This window comes from Campylobacter sp. FU_520, assembly GCF_025772385.1.
GTDB classification, from domain to species: Bacteria; Campylobacterota; Campylobacteria; order Campylobacterales; family Campylobacteraceae; genus Campylobacter_D; species Campylobacter_D lari_C.
In genome coordinates this window covers 102779-115800 of record NZ_JAKMRZ010000001.1, presented here as the reverse complement: position 1 = coordinate 115800, position 13022 = coordinate 102779, and the positions used below count along the sequence as shown (strand labels likewise).

12 protein-coding genes and 1 pseudogene are annotated in these 13022 nt (G+C 28.9%); 8 read left to right on the top strand and 5 right to left on the bottom strand.

Features of this window, described 5'->3' with window-relative positions; genetic code table 11:
- Window positions 1-40 precede the first annotated feature (40 nt).
- From L8W55_RS00645 to L8W55_RS00620, 6 genes are read left to right on the top strand one after another with little or no spacing between them, the layout of a single operon-like run.
- Window positions 41-1897 (top strand): FapA family protein, encoded by a 1857-nt coding sequence (locus tag L8W55_RS00645; RefSeq protein ID WP_263676864.1) that lies wholly within the window; start codon window positions 41-43, stop codon window positions 1895-1897.
- Window positions 1894-2445: a Holliday junction branch migration protein RuvA gene (gene ruvA / locus L8W55_RS00640; protein WP_263676862.1), complete on the top strand. Its 552-nt coding sequence runs from the start codon at window positions 1894-1896 to the stop codon at window positions 2443-2445. The genes L8W55_RS00645 and ruvA overlap by 4 nt, the downstream gene beginning before the upstream one ends.
- Before the next feature lie 16 nt (window positions 2446-2461).
- Window positions 2462-3502, top strand: a complete 1041-nt coding sequence (locus L8W55_RS00635) for a D-alanine--D-alanine ligase (protein WP_263676860.1) — start codon at window positions 2462-2464, stop codon at window positions 3500-3502.
- A 2-nt stretch (window positions 3503-3504) separates the two neighbouring features.
- On the top strand, window positions 3505-3720 hold the full coding sequence (locus L8W55_RS00630) for a type II toxin-antitoxin system Phd/YefM family antitoxin (protein ID WP_039618043.1): 216 nt from the start codon (window positions 3505-3507) through the stop codon (window positions 3718-3720).
- Between the two features lie 2 nt (window positions 3721-3722).
- A complete protein-coding gene (locus L8W55_RS00625) occupies window positions 3723-4466 on the top strand; it encodes an alpha/beta fold hydrolase (RefSeq protein ID WP_263676858.1) in 744 nt (247 codons plus the stop codon).
- Window positions 4459-5859 (top strand): Mur ligase family protein, encoded by a 1401-nt coding sequence (locus tag L8W55_RS00620; RefSeq protein WP_263676857.1) that lies wholly within the window; start codon window positions 4459-4461, stop codon window positions 5857-5859. Before L8W55_RS00625 ends, L8W55_RS00620 begins: the two co-directional genes overlap by 8 nt.
- Window positions 5860-5870: 11 nt before the next feature.
- Here L8W55_RS00620 and flgH read toward each other — a convergent pair whose 3' ends face one another.
- Window positions 5871-6572, bottom strand: coding sequence for a flagellar basal body L-ring protein FlgH (flgH, locus tag L8W55_RS00615; RefSeq protein ID WP_039618049.1), 702 nt, complete (start codon window positions 6570-6572; stop codon window positions 5871-5873).
- Between the two features lie 85 nt (window positions 6573-6657).
- Between flgH and pta the strand changes: the two genes are divergently transcribed.
- Entirely contained in the window at window positions 6658-8127 is a 1470-nt protein-coding gene (gene pta / locus L8W55_RS00610; protein WP_263676856.1) for a phosphate acetyltransferase, read from the top strand.
- An 8-nt stretch (window positions 8128-8135) separates the two neighbouring features.
- A complete protein-coding gene (locus L8W55_RS00605) occupies window positions 8136-9320 on the top strand; it encodes an acetate kinase (protein WP_263676855.1) in 1185 nt (394 codons plus the stop codon).
- Between the two features lie 28 nt (window positions 9321-9348).
- Here the strand turns inward: L8W55_RS00605 and L8W55_RS00600 are convergent, their stop codons facing one another.
- The 4 genes and pseudogenes from L8W55_RS00600 to L8W55_RS00585 form a co-directional block, all read right to left on the bottom strand.
- The gene (locus tag L8W55_RS00600; RefSeq protein ID WP_263676854.1) at window positions 9349-10119 is read right to left on the bottom strand and encodes a MetQ/NlpA family ABC transporter substrate-binding protein; all 771 of its coding nucleotides are present in this window, start codon (window positions 10117-10119) and stop codon (window positions 9349-9351) included.
- A 70-nt stretch (window positions 10120-10189) separates the two neighbouring features.
- A complete protein-coding gene (locus L8W55_RS00595) occupies window positions 10190-11395 on the bottom strand; it encodes a glycosyltransferase (protein ID WP_263676853.1) in 1206 nt (401 codons plus the stop codon).
- 9 nt (window positions 11396-11404) lie between these two features.
- Window positions 11405-12061: pseudogene (locus L8W55_RS00590) on the bottom strand (methionine ABC transporter permease); the annotation flags it as partial.
- A 2-nt stretch (window positions 12062-12063) separates the two neighbouring features.
- Complete coding sequence (locus L8W55_RS00585) at window positions 12064-13020, bottom strand: methionine ABC transporter ATP-binding protein (protein ID WP_263676852.1); 957 nt, start codon at window positions 13018-13020, stop codon at window positions 12064-12066.
- Between the last annotated feature and the right edge of the window lie 2 nt (window positions 13021-13022).

Below are 13022 nucleotides of genomic sequence, written 5' to 3'. Positions count from 1 at the left end.
CTAAAATCAAAATTTTATACACAATAAGGAAGCTTAAGCTATGGAAGAGAAGAAAATTTTATATACTAAAGACCCTTATAAAGAGCTTTTGATATTTGCTTCTGAAAATAAATGCGAAGTTGATGAACTTGATTTTAGATTGTTAAGTTTTAGTACTTCTTATACTTATGATAATCAAGAATGGATAAAAGTTAATGAAAAAGAATTAAAAATTTTTGAAGAAAATGAAAAATTTTTAATTCATGATTTAAGTATAGAGCAAGAGTATAAAATAGAAATTTATTTTAAAAAATTTGCACGCATACCAACTTTTGAAGTTAGCTTGCATGTTAATGAGCTTTGTACTTTATTAAAAGCTAGTGTTAGAGCTAGTGAAGCTATTATTTTTCATGATAAATTAGCACTAGAGCTTTTAGAGGCTATTTACAAAGCGATGATAAAAGAGAAATATTTGCTTGGATTTAGAATTTTTGATTTTAAAAAGCAAATTATTGATTTTAATACTAAAGTTAAAGAAAAGCAAAAATTTGATTTTGAAGTTGAATTTGAAGTATGTAAGGGAGTTAATCCGCAAGAGCCTACAAATGAAGAAATCAAATATCATTATCTAGAAAATCTAAAAAAACACAATGATGTGATGAATAGAAACTATGTAGCACCTATAGGAAAAGATGAGGTGGCTATTGAGAGGATTAAACCAAAAGAGGGTAGTGATGGTAAAGATTTAAGATTTAAAATTTTAAAAGCCCTCCCGCCAAAAACAAACAAAGAAAAAGTTATTTGTTCTGATAATTTTGAAGTTAAAGAAGATGATGAAAGTATAAAATATATTGCCAAAAAAGATGGCTTTATTATCCAAAAAAAATCTATTTATGAGATAGAAAATTATTTAGAGTTTAACAAGGTTGATTTTAAAAGTACGGGTTCTATTTGGGCGGGTTTTGATAAACAAGTTATTATTGTGATTAAAAATACAAATAGCTTAGAAGATGCAATAGGTTCTAGGATTACTGTTGAGGCTCAGGAATTAGAAGTTACTGGTAATATGGCTCAAGATTCTGTCTTAAGAGGTAAAAAAGTAATTCTTAAAGGTAATATGCATCATAAAAGCACTATTATAGGGCAAAAGGTTGAGGTTAATATTTTAAGAGGATATTGTGAGGCTGAGGAAGTTTTTGCTGAAACTTTAGAAAATGGCTCTATCAAGGCTAAAAAAGTAAATATTAAAAAGGCTGTGGGTGGGGAGATTATTGCTGATGAAATTTATATACAAGAACTTGGTGGAAATTGTTTATGTAGTGCTAAAAGTTTAATCCGCGTTGAAAAAATTCAAGGAAGTGGTAATAAACTTGTAATTCAAGATCTCAAAGCTTTTGATAAAGAAAAAAGTGGCGAGGAAATACTTTTGCATATTGAAGAGTTGAAAAAAGAACAAGAAAATTTAGTCAAAGAAATTGAAGAAACCAAGCATACTATCCATGTGAGTAAAGATTCTGTGAGAATTTTACAGCAAAAGGTAAAAGAATTAATGAGCGCAAAAAGAGCTATACCACAAGCTTATAAGATTACTATTAAAGATTTTAATCAAAAGATTGAAAATTTAAATATTTTAGCTAATAAGATAGAAACTTTAAAAGAGGAAGAAAAAGCAAATATAGAAAAGCTTAAAAAAATTCAAGATGAACTTTTAAAATCAAAAATTATTAATAAAAGTGGAAAATGGATGGATTTAAATGAGGTTAAATTTGTTTTATTAAATCCTAGAAAAGAGTTAAGCTATCATCCGCGTAATGATGAGATGATTGAGTGTTTTGAGCTTGAAAAAATAGATGCTGAAGATGGACTAAGTGTTTATGAAATTCGCTCTATTGGTAATTATAAGGAAGAAGCTAAATGATAGTGGCGATTGAAGGAATAGTGAGTAAAAAAGAACCTACTTTTGTAATTTTAAAAACTTCAAGTGGAGTAAGTTATGGTATTTATGTGTCGCTTTTTTGCTCAAGTAATTTTGAAAAAGATCAAGAGGTTGAGTTTTTAATCACTCAAATTATTAAAGAAGACTCTCATAAATTATATGGATTTTTAGACATTAACGAGCAAAGAATGTTTGAATTATTAATCAAAATTAGTGGTATAGGAGCAACTACTGCTATGGCTCTTTGCTCAAGCTTAGATACTAATACTTTTTATGCGGCTTTACAAAATGGCGATGAAAGTGTTTTTAAAAAGGTTCCTGGTATTGGTCCAAAGAGTGCAAAAAGAATTATAGCTGAGTTAAGTGATGCAAAAATCAATATAGAAAATTCCAATCAAGATCAAGCGCAAGCTTTGGCAGCTTTACTTTCACTTGGCTTTAAACAAGAAAATATTTTAAAAGTTTTAAGAACTTGTGAGAGTAAAAATACTAGTGAGCTTATTAAAGAGGCTTTGAAAAAATTAGCATAGTAAAAGGAAAAATATAATGATATATGGTGTAATTTTTGGTGCAAATTCTTATGAACATGAAATTAGCATTGTAAGTGCTGTAGTATTAAAAAAAGTACTCAAAGCACAAAAAAAATTTATATTTTGTGATAAAAATAAGGAATTTTTTCTTATAGATGAAGAAAAAATGAATGCAAAAACTTTTAGCAGTGGTGCTTATAAAAAAGAAAAAGCCTTGGTGCTAAAGCAGGGTGGATTTTTTATAAAAACTATGCTAGGTGAGAAAAAACTTGACATTGATATAGCGATAAATATCGTACATGGAAAAGATGGTGAAGATGGCAAAATAGCTGCTTTGCTTGATTTTTATGGTATAAAATACATAGGACCGCGCATAGAAGCTAGTGCTTTATCTTTTAATAAGGTTTTAACTAAACTTTATGCACAAAGCGTAGGGGTAAAAACACTTGATTATAAGGTTTTAAATTTACATAAAGAGCAAAATATTTCTTTAGGCTTTCCTTGTATTTTAAAGCCTGCAAGATTGGGTAGTAGTATAGGTATAAGCATAGTTAAAGATGAAAGCGAGCTTAAATATGCTAAAGATGTTGCTTTTGAATTTGATGAGGATGTAGTGGTAGAACAATTTGTAAGCAATATTAAAGAATATAACTTAGCAGGTTGTATGATAGATGAAAGAATGGAATTTTCTATCATTGAAGAGCCTAGAAAAAATGAAATTTTAGATTTTGAACAAAAATATTTAGGTTTTTCAGAAAGTTCTAAAGTAAGTGAAGCAAATATTAGTGAAGAATTAAAACAAAAACTAAGGGATAATTTTACGAGAATTTATAATCCTTTATTTAAAGGAGCTTTGATTCGCTGTGATTTTTTTGTGATAGGTGATGAGGTTTATTTAAATGAGATCAATCCAAATCCAGGATCATTGGCAAATTATTTATTTGAAGATTTTACTAATACAGTTGATAATTTAGCAAAAAATATAGAGCTAGAAAAGCAAATTAAGATCGATTATGCTTTTATTCACAGCATTAATGGACAAAAAGGTAAATTATAATCATGGCTACTTTTAGCAAAGATGAAATTTATACTGCAACTGAAGTGGTAAGAAATTTCAGTACTATGCTTGAAAAAACAAAAAAAAGTGAAAATAGCAGGGTGGTGATAGTAAAAAATAATAAATTTGAAGCCGTGCTTTTAAGCTTTGAAGAATATGAGCGTTTAAATGAAGCTGTAATGCTTTTAGAAAAGATTTATAAAGATAAAAAAGGCTAGAAATGGCAAAAACTAGAGTATATTCTAATGGATATTTTTATAATTTAAGTTATGAAATCATCAATCCAAAATGCGAAAAAACAATTCTTATTTTACACGGTTGGGGTGCTAATAAAGAGCTTATGAAACAAGCTTTTGAAAAGCCTTTGAATGATTTTAAACAAATTTATTTAGATTTGCCTGGTTTTGGAAATTCAAGCATAGATGCAGCTATGGATTCTTATGCTTATGCTAAGGTTATAGAAGACTTTTTAACTACAATTGAGCAAAAGGCAGATTATTTAATGGGACATTCTTTTGGTGGAAAAGTTGCGACTATTATGTGTCAAAATGCTAATTTTCAGGGTTTGATTTTACTCTCTAGTGCAGGTGTGGTTTTGCCAAAAAGCTTTAAAGTGAGGTTTAAAATAGCCTTGTTTAAAATTTTAAAAAATCTTCCTTATGGGGATTTTTGGAGGAAATTTTTTATTAGCAAAGACGCTCAAGGTATGAGTGAAGTGATGTATGAAACCTTTAAGAAGGTTGTTAATGAAAATTTAGAAAATGAATTTCAAAAGCTTAAAAACCCTATTTTGATTTTTTGGGGTAATGAAGATAAGGCTACGCCTTTAAAAAGTGGAGCGATTATCCACTCTTTGGCACAAAAAGGAAATTTTTTTGCATTAGATGGGGATCATTTTTTCTTTTTAAAACATGCTGATTTTATAAGTGAAAAAATACATGAGGAATTTTTAAAAAATGATTAGTATGATAGCTTTTTTAAGTTTGAATTTTTTACTCGGATTTTACCTGATTTTAGCTTTGCAATGGTACTCTTATAAATTTTCACGCATAATTTTACATTTTGCTAAGCCTTTGTGGCATTTATATTTTTTAATAATTCCTTATTTTGCTTTTGTGTTTTCTTTATATAGTGGAAATTTTTATTTATATTTTATAGTTTTTGCTTTATCTTTACTATATGGTGGATATTTATATAAAAATTTAGATAAAAAGCTAGTTTTTACTGCTAGGATTAAGCGTTATTTTTTATTTTTGTCGCTTTTTACTTTAGTATTTATGCCATTTTTTTGGATAGGTTTGGAAGCTTTAGTAGCTGCATTTTTATTTAGCTTTTTAGTAGAAAAAATAAACCAAAATACATTTATAAAAAAGGCAAATAAAAAGATTTGTGATAATCCAAAATTAAAAATTATACTAATTACTGCAAGTTTTGGAAAAACAAGTATAAAAAATTTTTTATACGAACTTTTAAAAGATGAGTTTAAGTGTTATAAAACTCCAAGAAGCGTTAATACTTTTATGGGTATAGTAAAAGATATCAATGAAAATTTAGAAAATAATACTGAAATTTATATCGTAGAAGCTGGTGCAAGAGAACAAAATGATATTTTAGAAATTACAGAGTTTTTAAATCCTCAAATTTGCATAGTTGGTGAGATTGGTTTAGCGCATTTGGAGTATTTTAAAACTCAAGATAATATCCGCAGAGCTAAGTTGCAAGCTTTAAAATCCAAGCGTTTGGAAAAATACTTTTTACACTCAAGCACCTTATATGAAAATGAATTTTATGATGATTGTTTAAGTGATGTTAGGGCAAGTTTAGAAGGTTTAGATTTTAAAATAAGATTAGATGATGATATTTATGATTTTCATGCAAATTTATTAGGTGCTTTTAATGCTTATAATATTAGTGTATGTATTTTGCTTGCTCATTATTTAGGAATAAAAATAGAAAATATTATAAAAAGTGTATCAAATTTAAAAGCAGTAGAGCATCGTTTGCAGGTGATTTCTAAAGAACCTAAATTTATCATAGATGATGGTTTTAATGGAAATTTTAAAGGTATGAGTCAAAGCTATGAGCTTTGCAAAAGTTATCAAGGAAGAAAAGTTTTAGTAACTCCTGGTATAGTTGAAGTTAATGAAGAAGAAAATATAAAATTATGTAAGATAATTAATGAATGTTTTGATTTTGTAATTATTACTTCAGAAGCTAATAGTGTGATTTTACAAAAACATATTACATTAGATTTTTATGTATTAAAAGAAAAATCTCAACTTGTGCAAGCTTTATCAAAATTAACTCAAAATGGAGATTTGATTTTATTTTCTAATGATGCACCAAGTTTTATGTAAAACCATTTAGCCTAAAAAGGCCAAATGGTTTCCATGAATTTTGTCCCCCAAGGCTTACGCGTTGATTTATCTATATCACCTTCAGTTTTATAAAGAATTTTTGCATCTGCTATATATTTACTATCTATCATGTTATCTTGAGAAATATCATAAGGCCTTATAACCCCGCTTAGCTGAATGATTTGCTTTTCCCCATTAATTAAAAGCTCACGACTTCCTTCTATAAAATAATTTCCATTAGATAAAACTTTAATCACTCTAGCAGAAATAGTGGTTTGGAAATTTTCACTTCTAGTTTGACTTCCTGTGCCTTGATATTGTGAAGTGCTTGCTGTGGTATAACCTATATTTGTATAATCATTGATAAAATCTCTAGCTTTGCTAAGTCCAGCACCAGTGGTTATTTGTCCTCCACCTAAATTAACATTATTATTTTTACTTGTAGCTTTAGAGCCTTGCGAGTTTTGTGTAGCATTTTCTCTAATGACCACAGTAACTAAATCATTTACATTCATTGCTTTTTTATCAGAAAACAAAGGATTATCTCCTTTACCAAACAGCGATCCAGGATTACTTTGGGTGTTATGATTTTGTTTTGGAGCTAATTCTTCTACATAAGTTGGAGGTTTCATATTAATATGTGGATCGACTGTGGCACTACAACCAAACATTACAAAAGGTAACAAGTAAAAATTAACATTTTTAAATTTCATAGCTTTATAACCTTATATTATTATGATGAATTTTAAAATTATTATATTACAAAAAAACAATTATTTTGTTAAAAAAGAGGAAAAAATGAAATCCATGTTTTTATTAAATTGTATTGATGAGAAATTTTTAACACAGTCTTTAGAAAAAGTTCAAGGTAAAATAGCTTTTTATTTTCCTATTTTTTGTGAGAAAAATAAAGAAAAAATTGCTTTAATATGCTCAAAAACCAATTTCAAGCTAGATTTTTTTAGTAGTTTTGAAAAAAATAATTATCAAAGCAAATTTACTCAAAATTCAAATGATTTTTTTAAAAAAATAATTCAAGATTATGAAAAAATAAAAAATGAAAATGATTTTGTTATAGTGGTTGGAGTAGATGATTTTGGTTTGATGGGTGATTTGAGTTTAAATATAGCCTTAGCTAAAGAGTTGAACACTCCTTTATATGCAAAAAGTCAAGATGAAAGTCATACTATGTTAAATTTCTTACTAAGCCAAAAGCTTAGCGACTTTGTTTTGTTAAAAGAAAATGAAGATTTTACTCAAGATTTATTACAAGAATATACCTATAAAACTCAGGCAAGATTTTCTTATGAGCTTTTTGAAAAAGCAAAAGCAGATAAAAAAATAGTGGTTTTACCTGAAAGTTTTGATGAAAGAGTATTAAAAGCTAGTGAGTTTTTAATGCAAAATGAGATTGTTGATTTGATTTTACTAGGCGATAGCAATGAAATTTGTGCTAAAGCTAATAGTTTAAATATTAATATCGATGGTGTACGTATTATAAATCCTAAAAATTCTCAATATAATGAAGAATTTGAAGAGCTTTTGTATGAAGCTAGAAAAAGCAAAGGTATGAGTAAAGAAGAAGCTAAAAAGTTAGTACAAGATAAAACATATTTTGCGACCTTGCTTGTACATACTCAAAAAGCGCATGCTATGGTAAGTGGTGCAAGTACAACTACTGCTGAAACTATTCGTCCTGCTTTGCAAATTATCAAAACAAAACCTGATGTGAGTTTGGTTTCTGGTATGTTTTTTATGTCTTTAGAAGATAAGGTTTTGGTTTTTGCTGATTGTGCTGTTATGCCAAATCCAACCCCTGAACAACTTGCTGAAATTGCTTATGTGAGTGCAAATAGTGCTAAGGCTTTTGGACTTGATCCTAAAGTGGCTTTGCTTTCATATTCTAGTGGAGATAGCGGAAGTGGGGTTAGCGTGGATGCAATTAAAGAAGCTACTAAAATAGCTAAAGAAAAATATCCTCAACTTGAGCTAGAAGGTCCTATACAATTTGATGCAGCATATGATATGCTAACAGCAAAAAGCAAAATGCCAAATTCTAAAGTAGCAGGAAAGGCAAATGTATATGTGTTTCCTGATTTAAATGCGGCAAATATTTGCTATAAAGCAGTGCAAAGAACAGCAAATTCTTTAGCTATTGGCCCGATTTTACAAGGTCTTAAAAAACCAATTAATGATTTAAGTAGAGGTTGTTTGGTAGAAGATATTGTAAATACTGTGATTTTAAGTGCTATTCAAGCACAGGAATAAGGAGAAAAATGAAAATATTAGTTTTAAATTCAGGTTCATCTTCAATTAAATTTAAGCTTTTTGAAAAAGATGAAGCCCTAGCATCTGGTTTAGTGGAAAAAATAGGCGAGCAAAGCTCTAAAATAGAATTAAAAGATCTAAAAAATGGTCAAAAATACCAAAAAGAATTAGCGATTAAAGATCACGAGCAAGGTATTGAATTAGCAAATGAATTATTTGCTCAAAGTGGAATTTTACATGATTTAAATGAACTTGATGGGTGTGGACATAGGATAGTTCATGGAGGTCCAAATTTAACCAAACATTGTTTAGTAGATGATGAAATTTTAAAAGAAATTGATAGAGTTGCTCACATAGCACCTTTACATAACCCTGCGCATTTAATAGGCATTAAAACTATGATAAAAGCTGCTCCAAAAGTTCCTAATGTGACAGTTTTTGACACAGCTTTTCATCAAAGTATGCCTGATTATGCTTATATGTATGCATTGCCTTATGAGTTTTATGAAAAACATCAAGTTAGAAAATACGGCTTTCACGGTACATCACATTCTTATGTAAGCAAGCAAGCTGCACATATACTTGGTAAAGATATTAATAAATTTAATGCAATTAGCGCTCATCTTGGAAATGGTGCGAGTGTTTGTGCTATAGAAAATGGAAAATGCGTAGATACTTCTATGGGCTTTACACCGCTAGAAGGTTTGATCATGGGGACTAGATGTGGAGATATTGATCCTGCTGTATTGCCATTTTTAGCAAAAGAATTAAATTTAAACCCGTCTGATTTAGATACTATAATGAATAAAAAAAGTGGTGTTTATGGAATTTGTGGGTTTAATGATTTTAGAGATATTGAAGCTCAAATTGAACAAAATAACGAAAAAGCAAGACTTGCTCTTGATATGTTTTGTTATCGTTTGAGTAAATATATTGGTTCATATTTTGCGATTTTACCTAGAGTTGATGCGTTGATTTTTACAGCTGGTATAGGCGAAAATGATGATATTGTTAGAGCAAAAGTTTGTCAAAGACTAGCGCATTTAGGATTTGATATAGATTTAGATAAAAATGCACAGCTTAGAAATGGCGAGATTAGTAAAGAAGACTCTAAAATTAAAATTTTAATTGTTCCAACAGAAGAAGAATTAGAAATAGCTAAAATTACCACAGAACTTATTAAAAATAAATAACCTTGAGTTTTAAAACTCAAGGTTATTTTTAAAATGCAGGGACCACTGCACCTTGGTATTTTTCATTGATAAAATCTTTTACTTTTTGACTTTGTAAAGCCTTTACTAAAGCTTTGATTTTAGGGTTATCTTTATTATCTTGAGTGGTTACTAAGATATTTGCATAAGGACTTTCTTTACTTTCTATTAAAATAGAATCTTTTACAGGATTTAAATTTGCTGATAAAGCATAGTTTGAGTTAATCACTGCAAAATCAACATCATCTAAAGCTCTTGGAAGTTGTGCTGCTTTTAACTCTTTAAATTTGATATTTTTTGGATTATCTTTAATATCAAGTGGAGTTTTTAATGCGCTATTTTCAAAACTAACGAGCTTGGTACTAGCGATAATATCTAAAGCTCTGCTTTCATTTGTTGGATCATTTGGTACAGCTATGGTAGCATTTTGTGGAAGATCTTGGATGTTTTTATATTTTTTAGAATAAACAGCCATTGGTTCGATATGAACTTTTGCAACGCTAATTAATTTTGTGCCTTTATTAGCATTAAACTCATCCAAATAAGGCTGATGTTGGAAGAAATTTGCATCAAGTTCTTTGCTATCTGTGCTAAGATTTGGTAAAATATAGTCATTAAATTCTTTAATTTCTAATGTGTAACCTTCTTTTTTTAATAAATCTTTAGTTTGTTCTAAAATTTCAGCGTGAGGTACTGGTGTTGCACCTACTTTGATAACTTCATTAGCAAATAAACTTGCACCTAAAATTGTGCTTGCAGTGAGCAGTTTTAACAATTTCATTTTAACTCCTTTTTATAGTTTTTAAAATATTTGATTATATTGTAAAAATATTAATAAGATAGGAAAAGTTTTATTTTTGTTTGTTTTTGTATTCTTTGGCAAAATGTTTGAGTTCTTTTATAAAATCCGCATAACCACCCTTATGCCAATTTTTTTGAGCCTTAATGAGTGCTTGTCCAATTTTGTAAGAATAAGTATTTTGGTTTTTAATACCTTCGCTTTTATAATCATCATAGCTTGATAAAGGTGGAAGTTTAAGATAAGGTTTTGTCTTTAAATCTTTTTGATATTGCTTGGCAAGTTTTGTGTGTTTATAGTAAATCTTTAACAAGGTAAAAGGCAAAAAAGGAATTTTTTTCTTATTTTTAGCACATTCTATAAAAGCATAGCCTAGCTTGTATGATAAATGATATCTTGTACGTTGGACGGATTGTTTGTTATCTTTATAAAAAGTTCCTGTATATTTGCTTCCGCTAAGTTTTAGCCATTTTTCATAGTATTCTTGCCATTTAGGCCATGTTTGATTGCAAAATTTACTATTCCAAAAGCGACTATTAGTTCCACAAGCATGAACTATAGAGGCATTTTGCGTAAGATTTGTAAGATAATGAGTGCTTCCTGTGTATTTGTCTTTTAAATCTTTGACTTTAAAGTGATTTTCATAAGCCATTAAGGAAAAAATTCCTTGATCTTGCCAGTTTTTAGTATTTTGTGAAAGATAGTTATAGATAAATTGATAACACTGTAAAGGATTTGGTATAAGATCAGTAAAAACTAAAATCCCTGTTTGATATACACGCTTATTATTATGATTTTTTTCCAAAGGCAGAGCTGTTTGAAGTAAAGTTTTACCTAATCTTGCGCCAAAATGATATTTTCTAGCTCTTAATTTGCTAAGTTCATCTATGCTTTTTAAAAGTAAAACATCAAAATCAAGATAAATAATACTCTCGCATTCATCTAAAAACTTAAAAGCTTCAAATCTTGCAAAAGCCATATGCGTCCATCTTTTTAAGAAAAATAAATTATTAATATCGTTTTGATTTTTACCAAGAGTAGCTAAAAAATCTTCTTGGGTAAAAGGAATGAATTTAATTGTTTTGTTTTTAACAATTTTTTGCATGATATTTTGATCATTCAAGCTAAAACCATCATGTAAAATATAAAATATATCTACTTTCTTACCCATAACATCCATGATATTAATGAGTAAAGTTCCTATGGTAAAGCTTGAATTTTTAGTTGCTGCTAGCAAAATACCAAGTTTATGTTTCATTGTTTATCTTTTGGTAATTTTATAAAGAATATTTCCTATAAATTGTATGATTTGAACTAAAACAATTAAAACCACAACGGTTTGAATCATAATATCAGTTCTAAAACGCTCATAACCATAACGAATAGCCACATCACCTAAACCACCACCACCAACAGTTCCTGCCATAGCAGAAAATCCTATTACGATGATTAAAATCAAAGTGATACCACTAATAATACTTGGCAAAGCTTCACTAAACATTACTTTAAAGATAATTTGCGCTTTGCTAGCACCATAAGATCTTGCTGCTTCAATGATAGCAGGATCAATTTCTTTAAATGCACTTTCAATCATTTTAGCTAAATAAGGTGCAATTCCTATAGTAAGTGGTACTATTGTGGCAGTTGTGCCTATACTAATACCAATGAGATATTTTGTAAAAGGACTTAAAACTACAATGAGTACTAAAAATGGAAAAGATCTTAAAATATTGATAACAAAATCAAGCACGCTATAAATGCTTTTGTTTTCACATAAGCCACCTTTATCAGTAACAGTAAGCACAATTGCAGGGATAAGTGCGATTAAAAAGGCTAAAAAAGTGGCTGTAAAACTCATATAAAGAGTTTCTAATAATGCTGGATAAAGTATGTTTTCAAAATTTCTTAAAATTGCTTCTAAATTCATTACACAAGCTCCCAAATAACGCCATTTTCTTGTAAATATTTTAAAACTTTTTCTTGATCTTTAGCTTCTATATTAATCACCAAATTTCCTAAAGCATTGTTGTTTAGTTTTTCTATCTTGCCCCAAACTATATTAAAATCAATATTTAAACTTCTAGCCATGTGAGTGATAATGCTTTGATTTGCTTTTTCTTTGCAAAAATATAAGCGCACATTAACTCCATTTTGTGGTAAAAAATCACTTTCACCTAGGAATTCACGCATTTTTTCACTTGGCTTTAAAAATAAATCTTCGATTTTTCCTTGACCTATGATTTGTCCATGTTCTAATAATACAGCCTTTTGTGCTATTTGTTTTACTGCTTCCATTTCATGAGTTACTAATACTACGCTGATGTTAAATTCTTGATTGATTTTAGCAATAAGCTCTAAAATATTGTTTGTGGTATTTGGATCAAGTGCAGAAGTAGCTTCATCGCTTAGTAAAATTTTAGGATTTAAAGCAAGGGCTCTAGCTATGGCTACCCTTTGTTTTTGCCCACCACTTAGTTCATTTGGATATGCCTTGCTTTTAGCTAAAAGTCCCACAAGATCTAAAAGCTCATTAACTCTTTTTTGAATTGCGCTTTTGTCAAAATTATGAATTTCTAAAGGCATAGCTACATTTTCAAATACATTTTTTCTACTCATAAGTGCAAAATGCTGAAAAATCATTCCTATATCTTTTCTAAATATTCTTAACTCTTTTTCTTTTAAGGTAGCTATTTCTTTACCAAAAACTTCTACGCTACCACTTTGATAATTTTCCAAACCATTAATACATCTTAGCAAAGTTGATTTTCCTGCCCCGCTGTGTCCAACAAGAGCATAAATTTCTCCTTCTTTAATTTCTAAAGAAACATCATTTATAACTAATTCTTTGCCATAATATTTTTTAAGATTTTGTACTTTTATCACTT

Excerpts from the sequence above, each read along its gene's own strand:
- ruvA (WP_263676862.1), top strand. The coding sequence starts at position 1,894 with ATGATAGTGGCGATTGAAGGAATAGTGAGTAAAAAAGAACCTACTTTT.
- L8W55_RS00630 (WP_039618043.1), top strand. The coding sequence starts at position 3,505 with ATGGCTACTTTTAGCAAAGATGAAATTTATACTGCAACTGAAGTGGTA.
- L8W55_RS00645 (WP_263676864.1), top strand. The coding sequence starts at position 41 with ATGGAAGAGAAGAAAATTTTATATACTAAAGACCCTTATAAAGAGCTT.
- L8W55_RS00595 (WP_263676853.1), bottom strand. The coding sequence starts at position 11,395 with ATGAAACATAAACTTGGTATTTTGCTAGCAGCAACTAAAAATTCAAGC.
- L8W55_RS00620 (WP_263676857.1), top strand. The coding sequence starts at position 4,459 with ATGATTAGTATGATAGCTTTTTTAAGTTTGAATTTTTTACTCGGATTT.
- L8W55_RS00625 (WP_263676858.1), top strand. The coding sequence starts at position 3,723 with ATGGCAAAAACTAGAGTATATTCTAATGGATATTTTTATAATTTAAGT.
- pta (WP_263676856.1), top strand. The coding sequence starts at position 6,658 with ATGAAATCCATGTTTTTATTAAATTGTATTGATGAGAAATTTTTAACA.
- flgH (WP_039618049.1), bottom strand. The coding sequence starts at position 6,572 with ATGAAATTTAAAAATGTTAATTTTTACTTGTTACCTTTTGTAATGTTT.
- L8W55_RS00605 (WP_263676855.1), top strand. The coding sequence starts at position 8,136 with ATGAAAATATTAGTTTTAAATTCAGGTTCATCTTCAATTAAATTTAAG.
- L8W55_RS00635 (WP_263676860.1), top strand. The coding sequence starts at position 2,462 with ATGATATATGGTGTAATTTTTGGTGCAAATTCTTATGAACATGAAATT.
- L8W55_RS00600 (WP_263676854.1), bottom strand. The coding sequence starts at position 10,119 with ATGAAATTGTTAAAACTGCTCACTGCAAGCACAATTTTAGGTGCAAGT.